The organism is Paenibacillus sp. FSL W8-1187, from assembly GCF_037965485.1.
Lineage (GTDB): Bacteria > Bacillota > Bacilli > Paenibacillales > Paenibacillaceae > Paenibacillus_O > Paenibacillus_O pasadenensis.
In genome coordinates, this window is the sequence record NZ_CP150181.1 from 392,119 (window position 1) to 418,467 (window position 26,349).

Here is a 26,349-nt window from a genome sequence, read left to right on the forward strand (position 1 = left end):
GGAGGCGGCCGCCGGGCGGGGCATAATGAAGAAGAAGCGACGCGGCGCGCGGAAGGAGCGGATAGGCGCATGAATGGAACCGAGGCGAAGGCAGCGGCAGGGCGAAAGGAAAGAACGGCGGCGTTCTCGATGGGATGCTTCTGGAGTCCCGAGGCGCTGTTCGGCGCGCAGGAAGGCGTGCTCGCCACGCAGACCGGCTATGCCGGCGGCTCCTCGGAGGCGCCGACGTACCGCGAGATGGGAGACCATTCGGAGACGGTGCTCGTCCGTTATGACGCGGCGGCCGTTTCGTACGAGGAGCTGCTGCGGCTGTTCCGGGAGCATCACGATCCGGCCAATACGAACGGCTACAAGGGCCGCCAGTACCAGTCCATCGTTCATTGGAGCGAGCCGGAGCAGCTCGCGGCGATCGAGGGCTGGCTGGAGGAGCGGCGCTTGGCGGGACTGCCGGAGCCGGATACGGAGGTCAGGGAGCTGGGGCGGTTCTTCCCCGCGGAGGAGCGCCATCAGAAGCATTCCCTCAAGCGCTACCCCGATGCCTGGACAAAGCTGCTCGGCCTGTTCCCGTCCGAAGCGGAGGCGGAAAGCTCCCGGCTGGCTTGCCGGCTGAACGGGCTGGCCAAGGGCTTTGCCAACCGCTCCGCGCTGCTGGACGAGCTGGAGCGGTGGACCGGCGAAGCTCCGGAGCGCCGGCGCGAGCTCGCCGCCGCCGTGCGCAGCATCCGCTGGTAGCGGGCCGGCCGCGGGCTCAAAAGGATGGCGAGCGTGATCGGGCTGGCCGTACGGCTCGCCAAGCCGCCAACCGACGCTGCCGAGCGAAGCGGTGACGCTGCCGAGCAAAGCGGGACGCTGCCGAGCGAAGCGGGGACGCTGCCGAGCGAAGCGGGGACGCTGCCGAGCGAAGCGGGGACGTTGCCGAGCGAAGCGGGGACGCTGCCGCATGATGCGGCAGCCGCTTGCCAAGCCGCGCGCCACCCCGTTATAATCTAGCTATATGATAAATCTATAGCACAGACCAGGCCGTGAAGCACACGCCGCCTCTGCTCGTTCCCGTCTTCGGGAGCGCGCGGGGCGGCGTTCGCTTTTTTTAACGGCACCTGGCGAGGAGGAGACGAGCGTGGCAGACTTCAAGCAAGCGTATACGGCATGGCTGGAGGAGGTGGTGGAACGGGAGGAGAATGTCCGCCGCAGGGAGCGGCTGGCAGAAGGACTGGGGCACGGCACGGTAGAGTTTCTGCGCAGAGCATGGTTCCCGGCCATCGGAGGGTTCCAGCACCTGCACCCGGAGTGGGAAGTCCGCGACATGGGGGGAGGCTGCCGCTACATCGATCTGGCTTACTTGCCCCCGGCCGGCGGAAGAGGCGCGTTCGAGATCCAGGGGTACGGTCCTCACGCCCGGGATCTGGACGTGCGTCGTTTCAAGGACTTGAGCTGGAGACATAGCTATCTCGCGATAGACAGCTGGGTGGTCCTCCCGGTCGCCTATCCGTCGATTCTGGAGGAGCCGAAGCGCTGCCAGCAGCTGGTGCTCGCCTTCGTCGGCCGATTTGTGGCGATGAGCGTATCCCGGGAGCTGGACTGGCAAGAAGCGGAGATTCTGAGGTTCGCGTTTCGGCAGATGGTGCCTTTCTCTGCGATGGAGCTGTCCAGCCATCTGAGGACATCCGAATCCCATACTCGGAAGCTGCTCGGGAAGATGGTCGACGGAGGCTATCTGAGCATCGTCAGCGGAAAGCTGCGCTATCGGCTGTACGGACTGTCGGAACGCTCCCTTGCCGAGGGTCTGGCGACGAATCAGATCGTTAGAAGGCCGAAATCGGGCGGCCAGGAATTTTAACGACGCGTGGTGGGCTTAGCGGTGCCAAAGGGACGGAACTGCCGACAAAAAAGAGGCTGTTGGCTGCTGTAAGCGTCTGACGCGTCGTTAGCTTTCTGGAGGCGTGGAAAAGGGGCTTCTAAGCATCTCAGCCGTCGTTAGCGAGGAGATGTGCGATGCAAAAGCCCGTTCCCCGCCGTCGAGGCAGGAACGGGCTTTTGCATCGTCGCAAACGGTTAGGGCGGACCAACGCGCTGCGGGCAAGTCTCGCCATGCGCGGCATTCGTGCGCGCGTCCGCCGCCATGCGCGACATTCGTGTGAGCGTCCGCCGTCATACGCGTCCGCCGCCATGCGCGGCATCCGCCGTCAGCGCGGCGAGCGTGCCTCCGCCATGCGCGTCAGAAAGGATTCTGCACGTGGTAGAACACGTTCGGGCTGGCCATGCGGTAGTAGTAGCTGCACCAGCCGAGGCTGCCGCCCTGCTCCAGGTTCACGGTGCTGTACGGGAGCCGCTCCTGCTCCAGCTCCTCGAGCCGCGCCGCGCGGCCGTCCAGGTAGTCGCGCAGGCGCAGCGCCGCCGTGTCGAGGCGCGTCAGCACGCCGCCGTAGCGGATGTCGAGCACCTCCCAGCCGAACGGCTTGAACATCGACAGCCACTGGCGGCGATGCGCCTCGCGCAGCGCCCGCACCGCCTCGGCGATGCGCGGCAGCAGCTCCGACGCGAGCCGCTCCAGCTCCGCGCGGTCGTCCGCGTCGTAGGCGGCCTTGAGCCGGAGGCCGGCCTGGCTTTTCCAGCGCAGCACCCCGCATAGCCGCTCCGGCACCTCGAACAGCGGATCGAGCGCCGCGCCCGGCCGCCGCGACGCGGCGATCTCCGCTTCCAGCTCCGCATAATGCGCATCCAGCTCCAGGCCGGCGATCTGGCGGTCGAACAGGCCGAGCAGCACGTCCTGGTACAGCAGAAACTTGGACGGGTTCGTCTGCTTGCGGTTGCCCGGCTCCGCGCCCGGCGTCTCGTCGAGGCCGTTCAGCAGCAGGAACGCCGCCGCCTCGGTGCCCGTGCAGGCCAGCGTCCGGGCCTCGACCCGGCTCCACTCCGGCCTGCCGTCGCAGTACGCCTGCTCCGCGTAGTATTGCAGGCCGAGCAGCGCGATGAACGGGTTGCTCTCCATGCCGTCGTCGCCCCACATCGTCGCATACACCTCGTCGACTCCCTCGGCCTTGCAGGCGAGCAGCGCCGCTTCCGTCGCCGCCAGCGACAGGCCGTAGTTGACGCCGAACGTGTTGAACACCCAGACGCCGCCCGCGAACACGACGCGGCAGCCGAGCGGACGGTGCTTGCCGAGCTGCGCCTCGTAGTGCTCGGGCTCGAAGTGGTTGTAGTCCCAGTACACCATGTCGACGTCGGACGGGATCTGGCGGGCCATCTCCTCGGGAATGACCGTGTTCCGGTCGAAATGCTCCTCCCCGTTCGCGGAAGCGAGCTTGAGGAACATGTCGCTCCACATCATCGGCGACAGGCCGCGGCGGCGCACGATGTCCAGCACGGCCTGCAGATGCCCCGCGATGATCGGGAAGCGGCCGTCGAAGCCGTGCAGGTCCAGATGCTTGCCGCGCCCGACCTCCTCCGCCTCGTCCATGCCGATGTGGATCTTGCGGCTGCGGAACGGCGCCGTCGCCCGCTCGATCATCCGCTCGACCAGCTCCAGGACGCGATCGTCCTGGGCGAGCAGCGCGCCCTTGGTGTCCTTGTAGCCTTTGACCGGCTCCCACTTGAGGAACTCCTCCAGATGGGCGAGCGTCTGGATGCTCGGGAACGCCTCGATGCCGAACAGATCCGCGTAATCGTCGATCGCCCGCAGCTCCTCCGCGCTGTAGCGCCCGCGCATGTAGCCGAAGTACGGCTCGCCCGGAATCTCGTACGTGTCCTCCATATACAGCATGACGCTGTTCAGCCCCATGAGCGCCATGCGGCGCAGCAGGCTGCGCCAGGCGTCGAGCGTAAGCACGCCGTTGCGCGACAGGTCGAACATCGGTCCGACCGTCCCGATCCGCTGCTGCTCGGCCAGCTCCCAGGCCGGGCCGTCGACGCCTTTTTCCAGCAGCAGCGAGAACGCGCGGAAAAACTGATGCTTGCGCTCATAACGAATCCACGCCCGTCCGTCCGCATAGCCGGCCGCCAGCCCTTCGCCGCCCCGCTCGACGCGGACCGTCACGGCCCGCTCGGCCTCCGTCGTTCCGTCGCCGCGACTGTGGCCGCCGGCTTCCCGTGCCGCTCGATCGTCCGCGGCCTCGCTGCGTCCGATCGCCTCGGCTCCTCCAGCCATGTTTTCCCCGCGTCCGATCGCCTCGGCTCCTCCCGCCTTGCCTTCCTCGCCGAGCTCGATCTTCAGCTTCAGCTCGTCCGCCAGCTCGCGCAGTCCGGCTTCCACCTCGCCGAGCTCGCCGATCCATGTCCATGTCGTCTTCATTGACGTTGCCCCCTATGCCTTCCGCTGCCGCGCGGCTGTCCCCGTCGGCGCGGACTCCTCGATCCTGTCCTTCATTGTACCGGATGGCGGCTCGGCGCTGAACGGTGAGAAATCAACGAAATAGGGGGTGAAATCGCGGGGAATTGCGTCGGGGACCGGGAAAGGATAAGCTGGGGGAAATGCAGCGGCAGCAACGGAGACGAGGAGGACAAGGAATGGACGACATGCTGGAAACGATCCTGGACAGCCTTGGGCTGGAGGGCAGGATGGCCGAGGTGCAGCGGGTCCAGACCGCGCATCGCATGAGGCTGGCGGAGTTCTGGGGCATCCGGCAAGGCGCTCGCGTGCTGGAGATCGGATGCGGGCAAGGAGACACGACCGCAGTGCTCGCTTGCCGGGTCGGTCCGTCCGGCCTCGTGCGCGGGGTCGACATCGCGCCGCCCGGCTACGGAGCGCCGATGACCGTCGGCGAAGCGGCGGCAAGGCTGCAGCAGTCCCGGATCGGCGGTCCGGTGCGGATGGAGTTCGGCCTCGACGTGCTGCAGGACGACGTGGATTTCGGAGAAAATGCCTATGACGAGATCGTCTTCTCGCACAGCTCCTGGTACCTGCAGTCGCCCGAGCAGCTGGAGCGGCTGCTCGCCCGCGCGCGGCGCTGGGGCCGCCGGCTCTGCTTCGCCGAGTGGGACCCGCGCATCGGCCGGATCGGGCAGCTGCCGCATCTGCTCGCCGTGCTCGTGCAGGCGCAGGCCGAGTGCTTCAAAACGGACAGCGAGGCCAACGTCCGCACGTTGCTCGCGCCGGCGGACATCCGGCGAATCGCGCACAGCGCCGGTTGGAGCGTGGACGAGGAGGCGACGCTTCCGGCAAGCGGCCTTCAGGACGGAGGGTGGGAGGTCGATCTGGCGCTGGGAGAGCTGGCCGAGGAACTGCCGCGGCTGCACGGCCTCCCCCGCAAGAGCCGTCAGCTGCTCGAGTCGCAGCTCGGCCTGCTCGCCGCATACGCCTCCGCCGGCTCAAGCTTCGAATCGATGGACAGCTGGGCGATGACGGCCGGCTGAGCTTCGGACGGCTGCGGCGGGACGCCGCGGCGGCCGAGATAGGCAAGATTCAACGTGTTGTCACACATGAAGGACATGCCGTTGCCTATAATGGTAGTATCAACAGGCAATGCGAGAAGGAGGACCACCCGCCTTGAACGAGTCTCCGAATTCCATCCAGCCGACATCCGGCCGCAATTTCACGGCCTGGATCATCGGCATTTCCTTGGTGGCGAACGTCATCATTCTGGCGCTGTTCTTCGGGCCGATCGGCTACAAAGGCAGCGTCGGCTGGGACATCACCGTCCTGCCGCGGATCAACGCCATCCTGAACAGCTTCACGTTCATCTTCCTCGTGGCCGCGCTGGTGTCGATCCTGCGCAAGAACATCAAGCTCCACAAGGGCTTCATCCTAGCGGCGTTCTCGTCGACGCTGCTGTTCCTGGTCACGTACCTGACGTTCCACTACCTGTCGCCCGAGACGGCGAAGTTCGGCGGCGAAGGCATCGTGCGGCCGATCTACTTCACGATCCTCATCACGCACAGCTTCTTGGCCGCGGTCATCGTGCCGCTCGCGCTGTTCTCGCTCGTCTGGGGCTGGACGATGCAGGTGAAGAAGCATAAGCGCATCGTGCGCTGGGCGATGCCGATCTGGCTGTACGTCAGCTTCACCGGCGTCATCGTGTATCTGTTCATGGCGCCTTATTATGTGAGCGGCTGAAACCACGCTGATGCGGAAGCTGGTCGATTCGTAATGGAACGGGGGATGGGTCCGGCATAAGCATCGGTTCACTGCTCCTGCAGATGCCGGTTTCCGAACGTTCCACGAGCCCGACTCCCTCCTCATCCGATGCGAACGATTCCTGAGGCTTGGCGGCGCGGCGGGTCTGGAAGCGCAGCGCGCCCTCCTGAGAATTCAAAAAAAACACCCTCTGGCATTTTTCAATTGCCGGAGGGTGTTTTTTTATCTAAGCAGAATTCAGCCGCCCAGCCGCTGGACCTGGTCCAGGATGGCGGTAATTTGCGACAGCGTCTGGCCGATCTGCGACTGCTCGATCGCCTGGGCGGTCAGCTGGCCGCTGTTCACCGCCTGCAGCAGGCCGTCGATCTGTCCGCTCAGCACGCCGTTGTACTGCTCGAGCTTGGCGTCGATCGCCGAGGCGAACTCCGGCGCGGTCAAGCCGTTGAAGGCGGCGATGTCCGCCTTCATGGCGCCGAGCTCCGACTCCAGGCTCGCCAGCGCGTCCGGATCGGTCAGCGCCTGCTGGGCCAGGCCGGGCAGCTCGTTGGAAAACTGGCTCGCTTCGTTGATATAGGATGTCGCTTCATTCACATACGTCAGGGAATCGTTCACGCCGCCGAGCGCTTCGTCGACGCTGCCCGGCAGCGAGCAGCCGGCCAGCAGGGCGGGCGCGAGCAGCAGCGCCAGCAGCCGCCGGCGGCCGAGGGATACGGCTCGCGCGGGAAGGCGGAGCCGGTGGTTTTGCTTCATCGGTTCATCATCCTTTCGCGGTGTCGTTCCTCTCCTTTACTCCCCGCAGGGCCGGATGGTTTCACCTTTCGGCGCCGGGCGTCCCTTTTCAACCGGGTCGAGTCGGGTATACTTGTAGCAGAAGGGAGCGTGAATGCCCGATGCAGACGCGCGTGCTCGTCGTCGACGACGAGAAAAGCATCGCCTCCGCCGTAGCTTACGCCCTCGGGCGGGAGGGCTACGAGGTGCAGACGGCGCAGGACGGGGAAGAGGCGCTCGCCAAGGTCGAGAGCTTCCGTCCGCGCGTCGTCGTGCTCGACGTGATGATGCCCAAGCTGAACGGCTACGAGGTGTGCCGCCGCCTCGACGGACGCGAGGACATCGGCATCATCCTGCTGACCGTCAAGAACGATATCGTCGACAAGGTCGTCGGCCTGGAGCTCGGCGCGGACGACTACATGACCAAGCCGTTTGAGATCCGCGAGCTGCTCGCGCGCGTCAAGGCGCTGGCGCGCCGGCTCGAGCGCATCCCCGAGGCGGCGCAGGAGGCCGCTGCGGAGGGCGGCCTGCGGGTGCTGCCCGAGCGGCGCGCCGCCTATGCGGACGGCCGCCAGCTCGATCTGACGCCCAAGGAGTTCGACCTGCTCGCCGCGCTGCTGCATCATCCGGAGCGCGTGTACACGCGCGAGGAGCTGCTCGATCTCGTCTGGGGCATGGATTACGCCGGCGGCACGCGCACGGTGGACATCCATATCCAGCGGCTGCGCAAAAAGCTTGGCGAGCCCTGGCAGGCGGCGCTGCAGACCGTCTACGGCATCGGCTACAAGGCGTCGCCCTCCGCGGCCGGAGGCTCGGACTAATGCGGCTCGGCCTGAGGCTGCGGCTGACGCTGTTCCTCGCGGCGCTGCTGCTGCTCGCGGCCGGCCTGCTGAGCCTGCTCGTCGAGCGCGGCATCCAGGACAACCAGCAGGCGCGCATGGAGCAGGAGCTGGCGCAGCAGACCCGGATGGCGAACCTGCGCATCCGCCAGGCGTATTACTCCGGCTCCGGAGGCGACCCGCAGGAATTCCTGCGGCGCAGCGGCCGTCAGCTCGCGCAGGAGCTGTACGCTTACGGCGGCTTGCCGCTGACGCTTTACGACATGGGGGGCACGGTCGCAGGCAGCTCGCTGCAGGACGGGACGGGAGCCGCTCCGCCCGCGGGCTCGCCCGCGAGCGAGCTGCTCGGCTACGCGCTGGACAATAAAGTCGCCTTCACCGAATCGGACGGGACGCTGATCTACCTCGCTCCGCTCGAAGGGCCGGACGGACAGCTCGGCGCGGTGCAGCTGCAGTATTCGCTGCGCGGATCGGAGCAGTTCCGCCAGGAGATCCGGCGGCTGTTCCTCGTCATCGGCGGCGGCGTGCTGGCGGCGGCGTTCGCGCTCGGCTACCTGTACTTCAGCCGCATCGCGTCCGCGGTCGTCCGCTTGAAGGGCGCGGCGGACCGCATCCGCCGCCAGGACTTCATCGCGGCGTCGCCGGTGCGGCGGCGGGACGAGCTGGGCGAGCTCGGCGAAGGCATCGCCTTCATGAGCCGGGAGCTCGAGAGCGGCATCGGCGCGATGGAGCGCGAGCGGCGCAACCTGCAGCTCGCCGTCGACAAGCTGCAGGCGCTGGAGCGCCAGCAGAAGCAGTTCATCGGCAGCATCAGCCATGAGTTCAAGACGCCGCTCACCTCAATCAAGGCGTATGTCGAGCTCGTCGGCATGTACAAGGACGACCCGGAGCTGCTGGGCGAGGCGCATCGCAGCATCGGCAAGGAGACCGACCGTCTGTACGACATGGTCGAAAAGGCGCTCCAGCTGTCCTCGCTCGAGCGCTACGAGTTCGAGTCCCGGGCCGAGCGGCTCGACGCCCGCGAGCTGCTGGAGGATGTGGCCGGCCGCATGCGCGGCAAGGCGGAGAAGTTCGGCCTGCGGCTGGAGCTTGAGCTGCGGGACGCGCAGGCATGGTGCGACCGCGAGAGCCTCATGCATATGCTCGTCAATCTGATCGACAACGCGATCAAGTACAACCGGCCGGGCGGCTTCGTCCGGCTCGGCAGCCGCGCCGAGGACGGCTGGGCGGTGCTCGACGTCGAAGACGGAGGCATCGGCATCCCCGAGGAGCTGCTGGAGCGGGTGTTCGAGCCGTTCTATACGGTGAGCCGCGACCGCAGCCGCGAGACGGGCGGCACCGGCCTCGGCCTGCCGCTCGTGCGCGAGTTGGCCGCCAAGGAGGGCGGCTCCGTGGAGGCGGGCCGGCGCGCAGGCGGAGGCATGCGGTTCACGCTGCGGCTGCCGCTTGCAGACGGGCGGAGCGGGGAGTGAGGCATTTGTTTACAACTCGGAAACATCCTCGACATCGCGCCGACGCATCCTACGGTTAAGCTGAAAGCAACAACCGCAAGGGGGAACCGAACATGATGAAAGCCAACCCGAACAAGATGCGCCGCTCGGCGCTCGCCGTCCTGACGACCGCCGCTCTGCTGTCCGCCGTCGCTTGCGCCTCCGGCAACGCTCCCGACCGCGAGACGGTCGAGAAGCCGGGCTCCAAGGTGACCGTCGTCGAGAACAAGCAGGAGTCGGTGTACGATACCGGACTGGAGATCGACAAGGTCAGCACGCTCGAGGGCGTGCGGGGCCAGGAATGGCTGGACGAGGAGCGCATCGTCGCGATGGCTCCGAACGCCGAGCAGCCGCCGACCGCGACGGAGGGCGAGCAGCGCCAGCCTTTCAACCTGTATATTCGCGCGGTGGCGGAAGGAAGCGAGCTCGAGACGCTGCAGGCTTCTCCGTCGGATACCGGCTTCGCCGCGCTGTCGCCGGACAAGAAGCATCTGTTCTTCAAGAAGACCGAGGAGGCAACCGGCTTCGGCCGGATCCTGAACCTCGAGACGGGAACGGTGACGGAGCTCGACAACATCCACATCCCCGCCACCGAAGGCGCATGGGCCGATGACAGCACCGTGATTTTCCCGACGCTCGAAGGAGAGCTCATGCAGGTCGATCTCCAGGGCAAGGCGACGGTCGTAGTGAAGGAGAAGGACAAGTTCATCCGCGGCTTGGCCGTATCGGGTGCTACCTGGTATTACATCGCGGGCGAGAACCAGACGCTGTTTGCCTATGACAAAGAGACCAAGGAGAAAAAAGCCGTGGCCGAGGGCATCGATTGGGTCGTTCCGTCTCCGGACGGCAGCCGCCTCGCCCTCGTGAAGCGGTCCGGACAGGCCGGCGTCAAGCTCGTCCTGTCCGATGCCGGCGGCGCCGAGCAGAAGGAGCTCGCCTCCGGCACGCAGATCTTCGGCACGAGCTGGTCCCCGGACGGCCAGACGCTCGCCTACTCGCTCAGCGCGGAGGGCGTCGAGGATCAGGGGCTGTTCATGTCCGAGGCCGAGACCGGCAAGCAGACGAGTCTCGTCAGCACGCGGGACCTCGCGGGCGATGCCGTCCGCTGGAGCCCTTCCGGCAAGCAGCTGATGATGACGACGTCCTCCTACGGCGGCCAGGGCATCGAGTTCAAGACGACGATCGTTCGCTTCAAGGATCAATAAAAGGCGGCAGGCGCCGGAATTCCGCAAGCGGGATTCCGGCGTTTTTGGTGCGGGGTGAGCGGGACTAGGCCATGCTTCACCGATAGATGAAGCTTGCCTCCGTATGATTTTACGTAACTTATTGGGTGAACTTATAGTATACTGGATGCATCTGACGGAATACTATGACAAAGGAGAAGATGAGAATGGTGGTGAAGGTTTTGGCGAAACCGACGTTTACGGTGGATCAGTTAACCTCCTCTTCGGAAGCTTCCAAAAAATTCGGTGAGCTGCGGAAGAAAGCGAAGCAAGTTCCACAGTATATTACGGAAAATGGAACGGTCGATACGGTCTTGCTCAGCTATTCTTTGTTCGAGGATATTTATGATCGCTTGAGCCGGTTGGAGGCGGAGGAGGAAGAGCGTACTCTCCTTCATCGTCTGGAGCGCATAGAGCGGGATCCAGAGTCCGCGAAGTCCTGGAAAAACGTCAGGCGGGAGAGGTAGCGTTCCGTGACGTTGGAAGATCGCTTCGATGTTCGGCTGGATGTGGATGCGGAAAAGGAATATGGCCGACTGGACGGTTCTGTTCTAGCTATTGTCAACGCTGCGATCGACGAGCTTGTTTATCGGGCCGATGAAGTAGGCAAAGTTCTGAGCAATTCTATCCATACGAAACTTGCGGGCTGCAGAGAGATCAAGCTTCGCGACGCTGGAATACGAATCATCTATCGAGTGACGGACGAGATCGTGCATGTGCTCCGAATCGTGTATATCCTGACTATTGAAAGGCGCACTCGCGATATGGCGTTCAAAATCGCTCATTCGCGTTATAAACAGTATCGGAAAATCAGCAAGAAGGATCTTATACGATTTCACGAAGAACAACATACATGGCCGCTTCGAGCTTCTACTCGAAGAGGGAAAAAAGGAGGAGCGACTTGATTCGTTCCTCCTTTCTTCTGCCTGCAGAGCGGGACGCCTTCGAATGCCCAAGTCCCTGGCCGCATGGCAGACTGGTCCCGGGTCCAGACCGGCTTGCGGCTGCAGCCGCTTCCGGGGCCGCCGTCCGCGATGGTAATCTGTTTCCATCGAGCCAAGGAGGCGAAGAGGCATGGGCATGGGCATTCCCGAGGAGCAGCAAGGGAGAAGGCTGTACATCCTTCTCACGGATACCGGCACGCTGTTCACGCGGCTGATCAAAGCCTATACGGGAGCGCCCTGCAATCACGCCTCCTTGGCGCTGGATCCGAGTCTGCGGCATATGTACAGCTTCGGACGGAAGGATCAATCCCATCCTCTGGCGGCCGGATTCGTCCGGGAGGAAGCGGCAGGCATGTGCCGGGAGTACCCGGGGATGGCTTGCGTGCTGCTCCGGCTCGAAGCGACGGAGGAGCAGTTCCGGCGAGCTTGCGGCGTCATCCGCTATTTCGAACAGACCGTGGACCGGTACGGCTACAACCTGCTCGGACTGCTCGGCTTCGTGCTGAACCTGCGCTTCGAGCCGCAGGATCGTTACTTCTGCTCGCAGTTCGTCGCCGATGCGCTCGAGCGGAGCGGAATCGCCTTGTTCGACCAGCCGCCGGCGCTGACCGCTCCGCATCATTTCCTGGAGCATCCCGAGCTGCAGGTCGTGTACGAGGGCTTGCTCTCCGACTACCCGCTGCTCGACCGGGACGGCCGTCGCGCCGGATCGGCCGAGGGGGAGAGCCTTCCTTTGCGGCTGCCGAAAAGGGCTGCGGTCTGAGCGGGCGGCGATCTAACGGAAAGCTAACAAACGCGACAATACAATCCCATAAATCGCAAAGAGCGCCCTGTTTCTTCCTGCAGCGGTGCTTTATTCTTTTCTTATATGTAACCGCTTCCAGTCTGTTCTCGGGCGGTGTCAGAATCAGGAGGGATGAGATGAAAAAGAAGACGACTTGGCTTGCCGGAGCGCTTGCCGCTGCCCTGGCCGTCGCGCCTGTCGCCGCTGCCGCCGCAGGCGGACAGGGAGAAAGAGCCGCCGCTGCCGAAGCGGCGGGAGGCTCGCCGTCCGCAGCGGCAACGGCGGCCGGACAAGCCGCAACGGCCCCGTCCGCGGACACGCAGGGACACTGGGCTCGGGAAGCGATCGCCCGCTGGGCGGACGCGGGCATCCTGAGCGGCTACCCGGACGGACAATTCCGGCCGTCCAGGACGATCACCCGGGCCGAGCTCGCGGCGGTCGTCAACCGTTTGTTCGGATTGACGGCAGACGGCTCCGCCGCTGCCTTCAGCGACGTGCCGGCGTCCGCCTGGTACGCCGAGGCGCTTGCCGCTGCGCGTGAGGCCGGGTATTACCAGGGCGACGGCGCGAACAAGGCGCTGCCGGAAACTGCCGTCAGCCGCCAGGACGCGGCGGTGCTGCTGGCGCGCGCCTTCGGGCTGCAGGCGGCGGATGGAGCCGAGACGGCAGGCTTCTCGGACAGCGCGAGCATCCGCGCCTATGCCCGGGACGCGGTCGAGGCGCTGCGGCCGGCGCTCGGCGGCTATCCGGACGGCACGTTCCGTCCTGCCGGGCCGCTGACGCGGGCCGAGGCGGCTCAGCTGCTCGACCGTCTGGTCGCGGCCTATGAGGGCAAGCCGGGCACGGAGCGCGCCGCCGATGCGGACGGCCATGCCATCGTGAACGCGGACGGCGTGAAGCTGAAGGATATGGCCATCGACGGCAACCTGTACCTCGCGCCGGGCATCGGGGACGGCGACGCCAGCCTCGAGCGCGTGCAGGTGGCGGGCACGACCCGGATCGCGGGCGGCGGCGAGCATTCCATCCGCGTGACGGACTCGGCGCTGGGCGAGACGGTCGTCGAGCGCAAGCAGGGCAAGGTGCGGCTCGTGCTGACGGGCGGCACGGTCCAGCGGCTGTCCGTGCAGGGCTCGGCGCTCATCGAGCTGGCCGGCGACGCGCGCGTGGAGATGCTGGAGCTGAGCGGCCAAGCCGAGCTGACTGTCGGCGGCCAAGCCCGCATCGGCAGGCTCGTCGTGCCGCAGGGCGGAGCGCTGGTGAACGGCCAAGCCGTCTCCGCCGGCGAGTACCGCTGGGCCGACGGAGCGCTAGCGCCGCTCGGCGCCGCTTCGCCTGCGCCGTCGGCGGCGCCGAGCGCGACGCCGGGGCCGACCGCCGCGCCGACCTTCGTGCCGACCGCGACGCCAACGCCGACGCCGGCGCAGACCGCGACGCCAACCCCGACGGCATCGCCGACCGCGACGCCGACGGCATCGCCGCAGACGATCGACTTCGTCGACCGCCAGGCGACGGCGGAGACCCGCTCGCTTTTCAGCTATCTGAACGAAATCCGCGGCACGGGCATCCTGTTCGGCCAGCAGCATGCGACGACCGAGGGCCTCAGCATCACGGAGCGCGACGGCACGCAGTCGGACGCCAAAAACGCCGTCGGCGACTACCCGGCCGTGTTCGGCTGGGACACGCTCAGCCTGGAAGGCCATGAGAAGCCGGGCGTCCAAGGCGATCCGATCCAGAGCCGCGACAATCTCGTTGCCGTCATGAAAAAAGCCTACGAAAGCGGAGGCGTGCTGACGCTGAGCTCGCATATGCCGAACTTCGTCACCGGCGGCGACTTCTACGACCTGCGCGGCAACGTCGTCTCGACGATCCTGCCGGGCGGCAGCAACCATGGCGCCTACAACGAGTTCCTCGACCTCATCGCGGACTTCGCGCTGCATCTGAAGGATGACGGCGGCAAGCCGATTCCGGTCGTCTTCCGTCCGTTCCACGAGCAGAGCGGCAGCTGGTTCTGGTGGGGCGCGGCGTTCACGACCAAGGAGGAGTACAAGGAGATCTACCGCTACACGGTCGAGTACCTGCGCGACCTCAAGGGCGTGCGCAACTTCCTGTACGCCTACTCGCCGGGCGGCGGCTTCGGCACGGACGAGGCGCGCTACCTGGAGACGTATCCGGGCGACGACTACGTCGATCTGCTCGGCTTCGACAGCTACTACAACGGCGAGGGCCAGTCGTGGTTCGACGGCGTGGCCGTCGAGGCGGCGACCGTCTCCCGCGTCGCGGACGCGAAGGGCAAGATCGCGGCGCTGACCGAGTTCGGCTACCAGAAGATGAAGACTTCGGGCAACGCGACGCCGGACTTCTATACCCGCCTGACCGCCGCCCTGCAGTCCGATCCCGATGCGAAGCGGATGGCCTACATGCTCACCTGGGCCAACTTCGGCGACACGTCGACCTACGTCCCGTATCCGCGCGCCGAGGGCGAGCCGAACGAGATGCTGCCGGACTTCATCCGCTTCTACGAGGAGCCGTACACGCTGTTCGCGCGGGAGGTGCGGCAGGCGTACGAGCGTCAGACCGAGGCGGCGGAGGAAAAGCCGTTCGTGCATGTCGCTTCGCCGACCAACCAAGCGTCCGTCCGCACGCCGAGCTTCAAGGTGCGGGTGCGCGTGCAAAACGCCGAGGGAGCCCGCGTCGTCATGACGGCGGACGGCATGACGCAGGAGCAGCCGCTGGTACTCAATCCGGCGACCGGCTTCTATGAGGCGGACTGGCAGCTGGACGGCCGGCTGAACGGCACGGCGGCGGCCGTGACGGTGCGGGCGTATGCCGCGGACGGCGAATTGCTGCAGGAGGAGACCAAGACGGTGGCCGTCAAGATTCCGGAGGCGCCGCTCGGGGAGTACATGTTCGACGAAGGGCTGGAAGGAGCGTCGAGCGGCGGCGGCTGGAAGGCCGACGTCGGCGAGGCGCAGCAGGTGCAGTGGAACGGCGGAGGCGCGCTCAAGCTCGACGTCGGCGGGCTCGATCCGGCTGAGACGTGGCAGGAGATCAAGCTGCAGCTGAACGGAGCCGCGGCCAAGCTCGGCTTGGCCGACATGAGCCAGGTGCGGCGCGTCAAGCTGGACGCGTACATCCCGCTGGATTTTGCGGCGGCGAGCGGCGACGAGGCGAAGATCCAGGCGTTCGGCATGCTGCCGCCCGACTTCGAGGCGAAATACGGCATGGGCACGACGCAGGTCCGCTTGAGCGAGCTGCCGACGGTGACGGTCGGGCAGCAGGTCTACGCGCATTACGCGCCGGAGTTCGACCTGACCGATCTCGCCAAGCTGCAAGCCTCGCAGGAGCTGTTCGTCTCGCTGGCAGGCAGCGGCCTGTCCGGCGCGGGCAGCGTGTACATCGACCGCATCGGGCTGTACAGCACGTTCGTCGACGCTTCGCTCGATCCGGCGTCGGTCGATGACTTCGAGGGCTACATGGGACAGGATGCCGCGCTCCAGACGAAGTTCGTCCATGCCGGCGGCGACAGCGCCTCGGCGGCGCTGGACAGCTCGCGCAAGCATGGCGGCGGCTACGGCCTGAAGTACACGTACACGCTCGGCTCGAGCGGGTACGCGGGCATCACCAAGTCGATGGGCGGCGCCGACTGGTCCGACTACAACGCGCTCCAGTTCTGGTACGAGCCGGACGGCAAGGGGCAGAAGCTCGTCATGCAGATCAACGCCTCCGGCAAGACGTACGAGTACTACCCGGACACGACCGGCACCGAGCCGCAGCTGATCGTCGCTCCGTTCCGCGACTTTCAGCCGGCCAACGGCGCGACCGGCACGCTGACGAGGCTGAACCTGAAGAGCGTGAACGCCTTCTCGATCTATACGAACGCGGTGCCGGACGGCAACCGGCTGACGAGCTCGATGTACTTCGACGACATCCGGGCGCTGAACGATCCGGCTGCCGGCACGGTGCCGAGCGGCGAAGGCGGAGCCGGCCTGCCGAAAGGCGTGCTGCAGGACTTCGAGCAGTCGCTCGGCGGCTGGGCCATCGGCGGCAACGACATCGGCCTCGGCGCGGCGGCGCTCGCTGCCGATGGCGGCGGCCAGGCGCTGGCCGTGACGATCGGCGCCAGTCCGGCCGCCGGCAAAAACGGCGAGATCGCCCGCGTCGGCGCGCTCGATCTGAGCAGCGGCTCCAAGCTGCGGCTGCGGGCCCGCATCGAGGGCGGCAGCGCTTCGGCGCAGCTGTTCCTCAAGCATGGCGGCGGCTGGTCGTGGGCGGCGGCGGGCGGCAAGCCGCTGACGAGCGAGTACCAGTGGTACGAGATCGACCTGGACGGCCCGGACAGCTACGGCAAGCCGATCGACAAGTCGTTCCTGCAGGCGATCGGCCTGCAGGTGTACGACGCGGCCGGCGGCGGCACGGTGTACATCGACGACGTGACGCTGGAGTAGGCGGCGCTTGGTTCCGATGCGAGCAAGCCGCGCCGATTTCGTGTAGGATGGAGGAAAGAAATCGGCGCGCGTCCCGCTGCCCGGCAAAGGCGGAGCGGACAAGCGCGCTGCGGGAGGATGCGGCATGAGCGAGAGCAAGAAGGTTGAAGCAGGCGAGATTGTGGACGAGCAAGCCGCCGGCAGCGGCGGCGCTGCGGCTGAGGTCGAGGAAGGCACGACTGCAGAGGGACAGGGCGAAGGAACGGAAGGCTCCGCTGAGAAAAGCCTGAGCAAGGAAGCCGAGATCGCGCAGTGGATGGTCGAGACGATCCGCGACAGGGGGATGCTGCGCCAGGAGGAAGCGATCGAGCATGTGCGCGGCGTCTACGGCGAGGCGTACGTGTTCGTCAACGAGGCGGGCAACGTCTCGCTGGAGAAGGAGGTCAAGAAGGCGTTCCGCAAGCTCCATCGCGGGCGGATCGCCTGGGACCGGGACGGCTTTTTCTGGGCTTGGACGTAGAGGAAGGAACAGGGCGGCCGAAGTCAGAAAATTTTCCCTTTTTGCTGGAAGTCCGGTTGCAATTGCTTTCATGGATATGCTACCATAACCGTAATAACCACTCGGCTGAATCTTCATATTGGTTGCGTTATTGCTTAATAACCCTGAATATGTTGCATCTCAGATACAAAGGTTAGATCTCAGTACGGCAGGAGGTGTAACACATGCAAAGAGGTACAGTAAAATGGTTCAACGCTGAGAAAGGCTACGGCTTTATCGAAGTTGAAGGCGGTAGCGACGTATTCGTACACTACTCCGCCATCACGGGCGAAGGCTTCAAGACGCTGGACGAAGGCCAAGCGGTCGAGTTCAACGTTGTTGACGGAAGCCGCGGACCGCAAGCCGAAAACGTCGTGAAGCTGTAAGCTTCCGATTCGGCAAGCGCCAAAAAGGCTGCCTGCTCATCCTCGAGATGAGCGGGCAGCCTTTTTTTGCGTTGGGCGGGTGCAGAGTTTCGTAGTGCCGCTTACCGTGAAGGAAGGCGATTCTAAAATCGAGTCAGCGGGCGGGTGAAGGGAGGTAGGCGGAGGGAACGATGTTGACGGGAGTTGCGCGGAAAAACCGAGCAACTCTGCTCGGGCGGTCGCCCTGACGCCGGAGTTGCGCGGAAAAACCGAGCAACTCTGCTCAAGCAGGCGCCCTGAGGCCGGAATTGCGCGGAAAAACCGAGCAACTCTGCTCGAGCAGACGCCCTGACGCCGGAGTTGCGCGGAAAAACTCCGCTCGAGCGTCCCTGTCAGACAACGCTCTTGACCGGCAGCAGCGGCCAATGCTGGCCAAGCTGCCAGGCGAGCAGCGTCGAGGCGAGCACATAGAGCGCATAGCCGGCGTCGGCGGCGGACAGGCGATAGCGGTAATAGAAGGTGCGCGCGCCCGCGCCGCTGGCGAAGCGCTTGGCCCCCATCGCCGCTGCCGTCCGATGGGCGCGCCGGATGCACTGCGCCAGCAGCGGAATCGCGTACATGCGCAGCCGCTCGTACAAGCCGCGCAGGCCGCGCGGCCTGCGGCCGCCGCGGATCTGCAGCGCCTGACGCAGCGTGACGAACTCCTCCGCGAGTAGCGGCAGCATGTTGAACGCCGCGAGGAAGCTGTAGGCGTAGCGCGCCGGCAGCTGCAGCTGCTGCATGAGCGAGTAGAACAGCGCGACCGGCCGCGTCGTCAGCGCGAACGCGAGGCCGACGGCCGCCACCTGCAGCGAGCGGAAGCCGAGATGCAGGCCGCGGTAGAAGCTTTCCTCGGTGATGCGGATCAGGCCGTACTGGAACCAGACGGTCTCGCCGCTGCCGAACATCATCATGCCGGACGCGGAGCTGACGAACAGCAGCAGGAACGGCGAGGCGTACAGCAGCAGCCGCAGCGGCGGATGCCCGGAGAACAGCGCCAGCGGCAGCAGCGCGGCGACGGCGAGCAGCAGCATGACGTTCGGGTCATGCGTCAGCAGCACGAGCAGGAACAGCAGCGCCGACACCGCCAGCTTATGCGTCGGATTGACACGGTGCAGCCACGTTTCGCGGTACGGAAAGGAAAGGTTCATCGGGTCGGCGCTCCTTTCGGCAAGACGGAACGGGCCAAGGCCGCCTCGGGAGAGCCTGTCGGCGAGGCTTCTGCAGCGGGATCCGCTCCGTAATCCGGTTCGTAATCCGGTTTGTGATCCGATGCGGGGGCCGCTCCGCGGCCCGGTCGACGACTCGCTCCGTCATCGGGCGGCGAGGAGGGAGCAGGCCGCGCCGGAGCGGGAAGCTCCCGCACGACGCCCTGCTCCACCTGCCAGCGGCGGGTGGCGAAGCGGCGGACAAGCTCGTCGTCATGCGTCACCATGAGGATGGCGCAGCCGCTGCGGCGCAGCTCCTCGAGCTGCTCCATCATCGAAACGGTGCCGGCGGCGTCGAGGCCGAACGTCGGCTCGTCGAGCAGCAGCAGCCGCTGGCCGCAAGCCATCGCGGAGGCGACGCTCAGCCGGCGCTTCTGCCCCATCGACAGCTGGTACGGATGGCGCCGCTCCAGCCCGGCGAGCGCGAACCGCTCCAGCAGCGTCCGGACCCGGCCGTCCCGCTCGGGCGGTGACAGCCGCTCCGGCATCGAGAACGCCAGCTCCTCGGCGACGCTGTCCGTGACGAGCTGGAACTCGGGGTTCTGAAAGCAGTACGCCGCCAGCTCCGCCGCCTGCCGGGGCTTGCGCAGCCGGGCCTCCGGCGCGCCCAAAAGGCGCATCCGCCCTTCGCTGCGGACGAGCCGCATGATGGCGAGCAGCAGCGTGCTTTTGCCGGCGCCGTTGGCTCCGGTGACGGCGATCCAGTCGCCGGCGCAGACGGACAGCCGGTCGGCGCGCACCTTGACCTCGCGGCCCCGCATCCCGGCGAAGCCGTCCAGCTCCAGCAGCGGGGCGGGAAGCGGCGGCGTGCCTGCAGCGGGTGCAGCCGCGGCAGAAGCGTCCGCGCCTGGCGCTGCCGCTGCCGCTGCGAGAAGCGTCCCGCCGCCGGCCGGAACGGGCGCATGCGGCAAGACATGAGTCTCGTCGGCCGCATCGAGCGGAGCCGCCGCTCCCGCATGCGCTCCGCCGTCCGTGGAGCCGAAGCGGCCTGCCTTTGCCGCTGCCTCATCGTCCCAGAAGCCCGGGTACCAGACGCCGTAGCGACGCAGCTGCGCGCGGCAGTCGCGAAAGATCTCCTCCGGCGGGCCGTCCGCCTCCAGCCGTCCGTCCGGCGAGAACAGCAGGATGCGGTCCATATCCCCGGCGATGAGGTCGATCTTGTGCTCGACGATGAGCACGGTCCGGCCGTCCCAGATGCGGCGCAGCGCGTCCCATACCTGAGCTGTGCCTTCCGGGTCGAGCAGCGCGGTCGGCTCGTCGAGCAGCAGCGCGTCAGGATCGACGGCCAGCATCGAGGCGACGGCGAGCCGCTGCTTCATGCCTTGGGACAGCTCCGAGACGGCCGTGTGCGGGTCGGGCAGCTCTAGCCCGGCCTGCTCGAGGCAGGCCGCGATCCGCTCCGGCATCTGTTCGCGGGGGACGGCTTGGTTCTCCAGCGCAAAAGCGATCTCTTCGTCCGCATAAGGCATGCAGAACTGCGCTTCGGGATCCTGGAACACGTAGCCGGGCCGCTCCGGCACGACGAGCCGCTCCGCCTTCAGCGGAATCGGGATCGCTGACGGCACGAGGCCGCCGAGCACCTGCAGCAGCGTCGACTTGCCGCAGCCGCTCGGTCCGAGCAGCAGCACCTTCTCTCCGCGCCGGATCGTCACGTCGAGGTCGCGGAACAGCAGCGGCGCTTCTTCGCCGGGGTACTTGAGCCGCAGGCCGATCGCCTCGGCCGCGACCGGCACGGCCGCAGCGCCGCTCCGGGCAGGCGCTCCGGCGGCTTCCGTCCGCAGCGAGCCGGCAGCCGCGCGCTCCGCGTCCTGACTGGCCGCTTTTCCCGACTCCTCCGCGTTCCCCGACTCCGCCTCGTTACCCGGCGCTGCCGCGCCCCGGTTGAGGCCGCTCATCCGCTCAGCCATCCAGCGCGTCGTAGTCCTTGGCCGAAGCCGGACGCAGCAGGCTCGTCACGCCGGTGCGCTCCAGCGCGCGGGCGAGCGCCCAGGCGAACAGCCCGGCGATGACGACGCTGCCGAGCAGCCGCATGGAGACGAACAGCGCGTAGTTCCAGAACGCGAGCTGGTCGATGTAGCCGTAGTAGCGGTCGATGAAGATCGAGGCGACGGCGGCGCCGACGGAGGCGAGCACGGCGACGATCGGACCGGCCTTGCGGTACAGGAACAGCGCGAAGAACAGCTCGGCGCCGAGGCCCTGGAACAGGCCGTACCAGAGCGTCGAGATGCCCCACGATCCGCCGAGGAACGCCTCGATCGCGGCGGCGGCGACTTCCGCGAGGATGGCGACGCCGGGCTTGCGGATGAGCAGGAACGCGAACGTGCCGGCCATGAACCACATGCCGTAGCTGAGCTGCTCGGCGTGCAGGCCGAGCGGCTTGAGGACGTCGTACATCGGCCCCCAGATCTTGTAGACGAGGCCGAAGACGACCGAGACGACGATCGTGACGAGGATGTCGGCGAGGGTGAGGCGATTGCCGGCGCGCGTCGCGCGGCCGGAGGCTGGTGCGGTGGACATGGGATCAGCTTCCTTTCGGATGGGGAATCGGTCTCTCACAGCGGCATGATCCCGGAGCGGCTGCTGTCGGCGGATGCGAAAAAAAGCCCGCCGGACAGCCGGCGGGCAGATGGAATCGGACAGGCGCGCCTCGCGTCCCCCTATGGCGGCGGAACGCAGGACTCGGCCGGCCTGCACGCGGCAGGCCGGACAGGAAAGGCTCCGCCCGCCCGGACGGAGCGGCGGACGGAAGTCCCTAAGCGGACAGGGCCTTTCCCAAGTTGGCGCGATGCATTCTCTCTACGCTGGCATTACCCAGATCAGATCAATGGTCAGCGGCATGCGGCCGCAGTCTCAGCCCGACTTCATCGAGCCCCCATGCATGCTATGAAAGTGCTCTTACTATACCTTGGAAAATCCGGTTCGGCAATAGGGAGTGCCGGCGGGCGGCAGGACGGGCATTGCGGACGGAGTTGAGGGCGTCGGCGGTTGCATCCGTTTTCAAAGGCGGGTAAGCTGGAAGAAAAGGAGGGATTGGCCAATGAAATATCGTCGCTTGGGCAAAACGGAGCTGAACGTGTCGGTCGTCGGCATCGGCACCTGGCAATTCGGCGGGGAGTGGGGCATGGACTTCTCGCAGGACGAGGCGGACGCGATTCTCGACAAGGGCGCGGAGCTCGGCATCAACCTCATCGACACGGCGGAATGCTACGGAGACCATCTGTCGGAGCAGCTCATCGGAGGGTACCTCAGCCGCCGCAGGCGCGAGGACTGGATCGTCGCCACGAAGTTCGGCCATCATTTCCACGAGCGGTTCAAGCGGACCGACGTGTACGACGCGGAGGATGTCGTGCGGCAGCTCGACGCCTCGCTCAAAGCGCTGCGCACCGACTACGTGGACCTGTACCAGTTCCACTCGGGTCCGGACGCGGCGTTCGACAACGACGACCTGTGGACGGCGCTGGACAAGCAGGTGCAGGCAGGCAAGATCCGCCATCTGGGCACCTCCATCGGCAGCAACGACAACCTCCACCAGACCGAGGCCTCGACGCGGGTCGGCTCGCAGGCGATCCAGGTCGTCTACAATCGGCTCGACCGCAAGCCGGAGGAGCGCGTCTTCCCGGCCTGCGAGGCGCAGGATCTCGGCGTGCTGGCGCGGGTGCCGCTAGCGAGCGGCTTCCTGAGCGGCAAGTACAAGCCGGGCACGGAGTTCGGCGCGACCGACGTGCGCCACCGCCAGGATGCGGAGCAGGTGCGCCGCCGCCTCGAGGAAGTGGAGCGCATCGCTGCGGAAGAAGTGCCGGAGGGCGTCGACATGGCGGCATGGGCGCTCGCCTGGTGCCTGCGCCATCCGGCGGTGACGTCGGTCATCCCCGGCTGCAAAAATCCGCAGCAGGTGCAGAGCAACGCCGATGCCGTCGCGCTGGTGACGGAGCCGCATCCGCAGGATGTCCCGGCTCCGGCGCGGGCGTAAGGCGGGGGACGGCAGCGTGCGGACGCAGGGGCGGGCGTAGGCGCGGAGCGAGCGTAGGCGGCGCGGCCCGCGCCTAAGCGCCGGCGAGGCGCAGGCGAGCGTCAAGCCTGCCAGGGCCGCCGATGCCCAGGGCCGGCGGCTCGCGAAGGGCAGGTTCAGCCCCCTTTAGAATCGTCAGCGCGTCGACAAGGAGCCTTCATCCACACCGTGGATGAAGGCTCCTTTCGTTTTCGAGGTTGGATCGCGCGGGCAAGCAGGGAGGAAGGCTGGAGCAACGCGAGTAGAGGCTGCAGCCGGAAAAAGTCGTGCTGCAGGCCGCGCGGACGCGCCAGCCGGAGCTGCAGCCGGAAAAAGTCGTGCTGCAGGCTGCGCGGATGCGCCAGCCGGAGCTGCAGCCGGAAAAAGTCGTGCTGCAGGCTGCGCGGATGCGCCAGCCGGAGCTGCAGCCGGAAAAAGTCGTGCTGCCGGCCGCGCGGACGCGCCAGCCGGAGCTGCAGCCGGAAAAAGTCGGGCTGCCGGCTGCGCGGATGCGCCAGCCGGAGCTGCAGCCGGAAAAAGTCGTGCTGCCGGCCGCCCGGACGCGCCAGACGGAGCTGCAGCCGGAAAAAGTCGTGCTGCCGGCCGCGCGGACGCGCCAGCCGGAGCTGCAGCCGGAAAAAGTCGGGCTGCCGGCTGCCCGGACGCGCCAGATGGAGCTGCAGCCGGAAAAAATCCGCTAGCGGGCCCGCTCTTTGCCGAGTACGGTCTTGCCGTCCTGCGACAAGTACACGGTCAGCGTGCCCGCATCGCCCGGCCCTATGACGCGGAAGCGGACCGCATGCACGGTCCGGCCTTCATGCTCCGCGCCGATCCGCTGCGCCAGCTCCGGGCCTGCCGTCATTGCCGAGACGGCGGAATCCTTCGGGCTGGCCGGCAGCAGCCGGCTCTCCTCCGGCGTCAGGCCGGCATATGCGGCCAGCACCACCCTCTTCCGCGCCGAGGCGGCTTCGTCCGGAGCGGCCTTGCCGATGGCCGCCCAGCCGTCTCCGGAGGCGGGCGGCCCGATCAGCAGCCAGGCTGCGGCGGCGGATCCGGCGGCAAAGATCAGAAGCGGCAGCAGCCAGGCGGCCGCCCGCTTCAAGCTGTCCCTCCGTTGCCCGGCGGCCAGTCGGCGGCCGGGATTTTGCCCGCGTGCTCCCGCCAGTCCGCCGGCACCTCCACGGAGCACATGAGCTCGAGGCTGTTGCCGTCGGGGTCGTCGAAGTAGATGGACGCGTTGGCCTGATGAGGCCTTACGAACGGGGCGGCGTCCGGCTGCCGCCCGAACGGCGCCGGCTCGATTCCCCGCGCCTTCAGCCAGGCCGCGCTGCGCAGCAGCCCTTCCCAATCGACGCGGAACGCCGCATGCCGGATGGCCGGATGATAGGGCAGAGCCGCCAGCTCCGGAGCGAGCCACAGGCCGATCCAGCTTTTGCCCTCCTCGATCCAGAAAAAGACGGTGTCCTCGTCCTCCCAAGCCTGGCGAAGGCCGAGACCCGCGTAAAACGCCCGGCTTCGCTCCAGATTCGATACGGGCAGATGGGCTTCGTACAGCCCTTCGATCAAGCTCTTCTGCGGCCCGTCCGTCTTCGTCGTTTTTTTCTGCATGCCGACTCTCCTCTTTCCCGTCGCAAGCTTTGTCTGTGTGTCCGCAAGTCTACGGCTCTCATTCTTGAACGCGGCAAGGTGCGGAAAAGTTGTCCCCTCCTGCCGGCCTGCGATCGCTTTCCCTCTCCGTCCATGACGAAACGTCAGGAATCAGAAAAAAAGTTTGCCGATTCTGCCTGTGCGGGTGTAGGATAGAACCAATCGAAATGAATGAAAGCCGCATTCGGATGACGGAATTCGTCAATTCGAAGCGAAAGGAGCCAAGCCGATGCAAACCGTATCCGCCATGCTGCCGATGCTGACGGAGCTGGCGCAAGGCATCGCGGCGCAGTTCGGCGAGCGCTGCGAGGTCGTCATCCACGACTGGTCGCGGCCGTACGACAGCACGATCGTGTTCATCGCCAACGGGCAGGTGACCGGCCGCAAGGTCGGCGATCCCGGCACGAACCTCGGCCTCGAGGTGATGCGCGGCACGTCCGAGGGCGGCCACCGGCAAAACTACGTCACGCGCACGAAGGACGGGCGGCTGCTGCGCTCCACCTCGATTTACCTCAAGGACGACGAGGGCCAGGGCATCGGCGCGCTCTGCATCAACCTGGACATCTCCGAGCTGATGGCCGCGGAGAAAGCGCTTCAAGGGCTGATCGGCCTGCAGGAGCTGCCGCCGGTCCGGGAGTCGTTCGCGAGCAACGTGAGCGACCTGCTCGACTCGCTCATCCAGGAGGCGGAGGACGCCGTCGGCTGCCCGCCGGCGCTCATGGGGCGCGAGGACCGGATCCGGTTCATCGCGCTGCTCGACCGCAAGGGCGCGTTTCTGATCAAGAAGGCGGGCGAGAAGGTATGCGCCTACCTCGGCATCTCGAAGTACACGCTGTACAGCGATCTGGAGGAAGCGAAGGGGAGCGATGGAGATGGAGCGTAACGAAGCAGCGGTTGGAGCGGGGGAAAGGCTCGCGGACGGCATCGACACGCCCTGCGTCGTCATCCGCAGCGAGGCGGTCGACGCCAACATCGCGGCGATGGCCGCGGAGGCGGCGCGGCGCGGCGTGCGGCTGCGGCCGCATGTCAAGACGCACAAGCTGCCGGAGCTGGCGCATCGGCAGGTCGCCGCAGGCGCCTGCGGCATCACCGCCGCCAAGCTGTCGGAGGCGGAGGCGATGGCGGACGGCGGGATCGGCGACATCTTCGTCGCCTATCCCGTCGTCGGCGCCGTCAAGGCGCGGCGCGCCGCCGAGCTGGCGCGGCGCGTCCGGCTGCTCGTCGGCGTGGACAGCCTCGCCGGCGCGCGGCAGCTGTCGGCGGCCGCCGAGGCCGCCGGGCTGGCGCTGGAGGTCCGCCTCGAGATCGAGAGCGGCCTGCAGCGCACGGGCGTGCCGCCCGAGGCGGCGCTTGCGCTCGCGCGGGAGATCGCGGCGATGCCGGGGCTGTCGCTGACCGGCATCTTCACCTACCGCGGCGCGATGCTCGGCGGAGCGCCGACGCTCGACCTGCGGGCGGCCGGCCACGAGGAAGGCCGCCTCATGGCCGGCGTCGCCGAGACGCTGCGCCGGGGCGGCATCGCGATCCGCGATGTGAGCGTCGGGTCGACGCCGACGGCGATCTACGCCGCCGAGATCGACGGCGTCACGGAGATCCGGCCCGGCACGTACGTGTTTCAGGATCGGATGCAGACGGCGTTCGGCGTCTGCCGTCCGGAGGACTGCGCCGCCGAGGTGTGGGCGACCGTCGTCAGCCGTCCCGCCCCGGACCGCATCGTCATCGACGGCGGCAGCAAGACGTTCGCCACCGACGTGCAGCCGGATAAGCCGCCGCTTCATCTGCAGGGCTTCGGCCGCGTCATCGGACTGCCGCATGCGGTGTTCGAGCGCATGAACGAGGAGCACGGCGTCATCCGCATCTCGCCGGACGACACCTGCGAGCCCGGCGACATGCTGCGCATCGTGCCGAACCATATCTGCAGCACCGTCAACCTGCACGGCAGCGTGTACGTGAGCGGCAAGTCCGGCCTGCGCCGGGTGCCGGTCGCCGCGCGCGGCTGCATTCAATGAGGGAGATGACCAA

General features: G+C 66.8%; 25 protein-coding genes and 1 riboswitch. Of the genes, 18 read left to right on the top strand and 7 right to left on the bottom strand.

What is annotated here, in order from left to right; genetic code table 11:
- Nucleotides 1-69: 69 nt before the first annotated feature.
- From NYE40_RS01845 to NYE40_RS01855, 3 genes are all read left to right on the top strand, one after another.
- The gene (locus tag NYE40_RS01845; protein WP_028599346.1) at nt 70-732 is read left to right on the top strand and encodes a peptide-methionine (S)-S-oxide reductase; all 663 of its coding nucleotides are present in this window, start codon (nt 70-72) and stop codon (nt 730-732) included.
- Between the two features lie 24 nt (nt 733-756).
- Nucleotides 757-990, top strand: coding sequence for a hypothetical protein (locus tag NYE40_RS01850; protein WP_339279217.1), 234 nt, complete (start codon nt 757-759; stop codon nt 988-990).
- A gap of 127 nt (nt 991-1,117) precedes the next feature.
- Nucleotides 1,118-1,837, top strand: a complete 720-nt coding sequence (locus tag NYE40_RS01855; RefSeq protein ID WP_240479036.1) for a transcriptional regulator — start codon at nt 1,118-1,120, stop codon at nt 1,835-1,837.
- A 378-nt stretch (nt 1,838-2,215) separates the two neighbouring features.
- Here NYE40_RS01855 and NYE40_RS01860 read toward each other — a convergent pair whose 3' ends face one another.
- Nucleotides 2,216-4,288, bottom strand: coding sequence for a beta-N-acetylhexosaminidase (locus tag NYE40_RS01860; RefSeq protein WP_052333340.1), 2,073 nt, complete (start codon nt 4,286-4,288; stop codon nt 2,216-2,218).
- A gap of 215 nt (nt 4,289-4,503) precedes the next feature.
- Between NYE40_RS01860 and NYE40_RS01865 the strand changes: the two genes are divergently transcribed.
- Nucleotides 4,504-5,349, top strand: coding sequence for a class I SAM-dependent methyltransferase (locus NYE40_RS01865; RefSeq protein ID WP_028599348.1), 846 nt, complete (start codon nt 4,504-4,506; stop codon nt 5,347-5,349).
- 133 nt (nt 5,350-5,482) lie between these two features.
- The gene (locus tag NYE40_RS01870; RefSeq protein ID WP_228551229.1) at nt 5,483-6,049 is read left to right on the top strand and encodes a DUF420 domain-containing protein; all 567 of its coding nucleotides are present in this window, start codon (nt 5,483-5,485) and stop codon (nt 6,047-6,049) included.
- Between the two features lie 258 nt (nt 6,050-6,307).
- Here NYE40_RS01870 and NYE40_RS01875 read toward each other — a convergent pair whose 3' ends face one another.
- Nucleotides 6,308-6,820, bottom strand: coding sequence for a DUF6376 family protein (locus NYE40_RS01875; protein WP_153782620.1), 513 nt, complete (start codon nt 6,818-6,820; stop codon nt 6,308-6,310).
- A gap of 140 nt (nt 6,821-6,960) precedes the next feature.
- Between NYE40_RS01875 and NYE40_RS01880 the strand changes: the two genes are divergently transcribed.
- The 9 genes from NYE40_RS01880 (at nt 6,961) to NYE40_RS01920 (ending at nt 17,466) form a co-directional block, all read left to right on the top strand.
- Nucleotides 6,961-7,659, top strand: a complete 699-nt coding sequence (locus NYE40_RS01880) for a response regulator transcription factor (RefSeq protein ID WP_028599351.1) — start codon at nt 6,961-6,963, stop codon at nt 7,657-7,659.
- Complete coding sequence (locus NYE40_RS01885) at nt 7,659-9,149, top strand: HAMP domain-containing sensor histidine kinase (protein WP_101808389.1); 1,491 nt, start codon at nt 7,659-7,661, stop codon at nt 9,147-9,149. The genes NYE40_RS01880 and NYE40_RS01885 overlap by 1 nt, the downstream gene beginning before the upstream one ends.
- A 92-nt stretch (nt 9,150-9,241) precedes the next feature.
- Nucleotides 9,242-10,372, top strand: coding sequence for a PD40 domain-containing protein (locus NYE40_RS01890; protein ID WP_101808390.1), 1,131 nt, complete (start codon nt 9,242-9,244; stop codon nt 10,370-10,372).
- Nucleotides 10,373-10,557: 185 nt separating this feature from the next.
- Nucleotides 10,558-10,857, top strand: a complete 300-nt coding sequence (locus tag NYE40_RS01895; protein WP_028599352.1) for a type II toxin-antitoxin system Phd/YefM family antitoxin — start codon at nt 10,558-10,560, stop codon at nt 10,855-10,857.
- Nucleotides 10,858-10,863: 6 nt separating this feature from the next.
- Nucleotides 10,864-11,295: a hypothetical protein gene (locus NYE40_RS01900; RefSeq protein ID WP_180968427.1), complete on the top strand. Its 432-nt coding sequence runs from the start codon at nt 10,864-10,866 to the stop codon at nt 11,293-11,295.
- Nucleotides 11,296-11,464: 169 nt separating this feature from the next.
- Complete coding sequence (locus NYE40_RS01905) at nt 11,465-12,097, top strand: hypothetical protein (RefSeq protein WP_228551230.1); 633 nt, start codon at nt 11,465-11,467, stop codon at nt 12,095-12,097.
- A gap of 158 nt (nt 12,098-12,255) precedes the next feature.
- Nucleotides 12,256-16,563: a glycosyl hydrolase gene (locus NYE40_RS01910; RefSeq protein ID WP_153782622.1), complete on the top strand. Its 4,308-nt coding sequence runs from the start codon at nt 12,256-12,258 to the stop codon at nt 16,561-16,563.
- A 295-nt stretch (nt 16,564-16,858) separates the two neighbouring features.
- Nucleotides 16,859-17,062 (top strand): hypothetical protein, encoded by a 204-nt coding sequence (locus tag NYE40_RS01915; RefSeq protein ID WP_043111495.1) that lies wholly within the window; start codon nt 16,859-16,861, stop codon nt 17,060-17,062.
- A 203-nt stretch (nt 17,063-17,265) separates the two neighbouring features.
- Nucleotides 17,266-17,466, top strand: a complete 201-nt coding sequence (locus NYE40_RS01920) for a cold shock domain-containing protein (RefSeq protein ID WP_028599355.1) — start codon at nt 17,266-17,268, stop codon at nt 17,464-17,466.
- Between the two features lie 371 nt (nt 17,467-17,837).
- On the opposite strand, the gene NYE40_RS01925 is transcribed toward NYE40_RS01920, so the two are convergent.
- The 3 genes from NYE40_RS01925 to NYE40_RS01935 are packed head-to-tail and all read right to left on the bottom strand — an operon-like array spanning nt 17,838 to nt 21,209.
- Entirely contained in the window at nt 17,838-18,635 is a 798-nt protein-coding gene (locus NYE40_RS01925; RefSeq protein ID WP_028599356.1) for an energy-coupling factor transporter transmembrane component T, read from the bottom strand.
- A complete protein-coding gene (locus NYE40_RS01930) occupies nt 18,632-20,587 on the bottom strand; it encodes an ABC transporter ATP-binding protein (RefSeq protein WP_084137388.1) in 1,956 nt (651 codons plus the stop codon). Before NYE40_RS01930 ends, NYE40_RS01925 begins: the two co-directional genes overlap by 4 nt.
- 4 nt (nt 20,588-20,591) lie before the next feature.
- On the bottom strand, nt 20,592-21,209 hold the full coding sequence (locus tag NYE40_RS01935) for an ECF transporter S component (protein ID WP_028599357.1): 618 nt from the start codon (nt 21,207-21,209) through the stop codon (nt 20,592-20,594).
- Between the two features lie 259 nt (nt 21,210-21,468).
- Nucleotides 21,469-21,578: riboswitch (TPP riboswitch) on the bottom strand.
- A gap of 151 nt (nt 21,579-21,729) precedes the next feature.
- Between NYE40_RS01935 and NYE40_RS01940 the strand changes: the two genes are divergently transcribed.
- Both NYE40_RS01940 and NYE40_RS01945 read left to right on the top strand, forming a co-directional pair.
- A complete protein-coding gene (locus NYE40_RS01940) occupies nt 21,730-22,662 on the top strand; it encodes an aldo/keto reductase (protein ID WP_028599358.1) in 933 nt (310 codons plus the stop codon).
- A gap of 305 nt (nt 22,663-22,967) precedes the next feature.
- On the top strand, nt 22,968-23,381 hold the full coding sequence (locus NYE40_RS01945) for a hypothetical protein (RefSeq protein WP_101808393.1): 414 nt from the start codon (nt 22,968-22,970) through the stop codon (nt 23,379-23,381).
- On the opposite strand, the gene NYE40_RS01950 is transcribed toward NYE40_RS01945, so the two are convergent.
- Nucleotides 23,378-23,782, bottom strand: coding sequence for a hypothetical protein (locus NYE40_RS01950; RefSeq protein WP_028599360.1), 405 nt, complete (start codon nt 23,780-23,782; stop codon nt 23,378-23,380). The two genes, NYE40_RS01945 and NYE40_RS01950, sit on opposite strands and share 4 nt — an antisense overlap.
- Nucleotides 23,779-24,246, bottom strand: coding sequence for a VOC family protein (locus NYE40_RS01955; protein WP_028599361.1), 468 nt, complete (start codon nt 24,244-24,246; stop codon nt 23,779-23,781). Before NYE40_RS01955 ends, NYE40_RS01950 begins: the two co-directional genes overlap by 4 nt.
- A gap of 310 nt (nt 24,247-24,556) precedes the next feature.
- Here NYE40_RS01955 and NYE40_RS01960 point away from each other — a divergent pair, with 310 nt between their 5' ends.
- Nucleotides 24,557-25,210 carry a helix-turn-helix transcriptional regulator gene (locus NYE40_RS01960; RefSeq protein ID WP_028599362.1) on the top strand — a complete coding sequence of 218 codons (654 nt, stop codon included), beginning with the start codon at nt 24,557-24,559 and terminating at the stop codon, nt 25,208-25,210.
- The gene (locus NYE40_RS01965; RefSeq protein ID WP_028599363.1) at nt 25,200-26,336 is read left to right on the top strand and encodes an alanine racemase; all 1,137 of its coding nucleotides are present in this window, start codon (nt 25,200-25,202) and stop codon (nt 26,334-26,336) included. The genes NYE40_RS01960 and NYE40_RS01965 overlap by 11 nt, the downstream gene beginning before the upstream one ends.
- Nucleotides 26,337-26,349: the final 13 nt, after the last annotated feature.

Excerpts from the sequence above, each read along its gene's own strand:
- NYE40_RS01885 (WP_101808389.1), top strand. The coding sequence starts at position 7,659 with ATGCGGCTCGGCCTGAGGCTGCGGCTGACGCTGTTCCTCGCGGCGCTG.
- NYE40_RS01860 (WP_052333340.1), bottom strand. The coding sequence starts at position 4,288 with ATGAAGACGACATGGACATGGATCGGCGAGCTCGGCGAGGTGGAAGCC.
- NYE40_RS01915 (WP_043111495.1), top strand. The coding sequence starts at position 16,859 with ATGGTCGAGACGATCCGCGACAGGGGGATGCTGCGCCAGGAGGAAGCG.
- NYE40_RS01910 (WP_153782622.1), top strand. The coding sequence starts at position 12,256 with ATGAAAAAGAAGACGACTTGGCTTGCCGGAGCGCTTGCCGCTGCCCTG.
- NYE40_RS01935 (WP_028599357.1), bottom strand. The coding sequence starts at position 21,209 with ATGTCCACCGCACCAGCCTCCGGCCGCGCGACGCGCGCCGGCAATCGC.
- NYE40_RS01845 (WP_028599346.1), top strand. The coding sequence starts at position 70 with ATGAATGGAACCGAGGCGAAGGCAGCGGCAGGGCGAAAGGAAAGAACG.
- NYE40_RS01905 (WP_228551230.1), top strand. The coding sequence starts at position 11,465 with ATGGGCATGGGCATTCCCGAGGAGCAGCAAGGGAGAAGGCTGTACATC.
- NYE40_RS01940 (WP_028599358.1), top strand. The coding sequence starts at position 21,730 with ATGAAATATCGTCGCTTGGGCAAAACGGAGCTGAACGTGTCGGTCGTC.
- NYE40_RS01965 (WP_028599363.1), top strand. The coding sequence starts at position 25,200 with ATGGAGCGTAACGAAGCAGCGGTTGGAGCGGGGGAAAGGCTCGCGGAC.
- NYE40_RS01850 (WP_339279217.1), top strand. The coding sequence starts at position 757 with ATGGCGAGCGTGATCGGGCTGGCCGTACGGCTCGCCAAGCCGCCAACC.
- NYE40_RS01930 (WP_084137388.1), bottom strand. The coding sequence starts at position 20,587 with ATGAGCGGCCTCAACCGGGGCGCGGCAGCGCCGGGTAACGAGGCGGAG.
- NYE40_RS01960 (WP_028599362.1), top strand. The coding sequence starts at position 24,557 with ATGCAAACCGTATCCGCCATGCTGCCGATGCTGACGGAGCTGGCGCAA.
- NYE40_RS01890 (WP_101808390.1), top strand. The coding sequence starts at position 9,242 with ATGATGAAAGCCAACCCGAACAAGATGCGCCGCTCGGCGCTCGCCGTC.
- NYE40_RS01925 (WP_028599356.1), bottom strand. The coding sequence starts at position 18,635 with ATGAACCTTTCCTTTCCGTACCGCGAAACGTGGCTGCACCGTGTCAAT.
- NYE40_RS01875 (WP_153782620.1), bottom strand. The coding sequence starts at position 6,820 with ATGAAGCAAAACCACCGGCTCCGCCTTCCCGCGCGAGCCGTATCCCTC.
- NYE40_RS01880 (WP_028599351.1), top strand. The coding sequence starts at position 6,961 with ATGCAGACGCGCGTGCTCGTCGTCGACGACGAGAAAAGCATCGCCTCC.
- NYE40_RS01865 (WP_028599348.1), top strand. The coding sequence starts at position 4,504 with ATGGACGACATGCTGGAAACGATCCTGGACAGCCTTGGGCTGGAGGGC.
- NYE40_RS01920 (WP_028599355.1), top strand. The coding sequence starts at position 17,266 with ATGCAAAGAGGTACAGTAAAATGGTTCAACGCTGAGAAAGGCTACGGC.
- NYE40_RS01895 (WP_028599352.1), top strand. The coding sequence starts at position 10,558 with ATGGTGGTGAAGGTTTTGGCGAAACCGACGTTTACGGTGGATCAGTTA.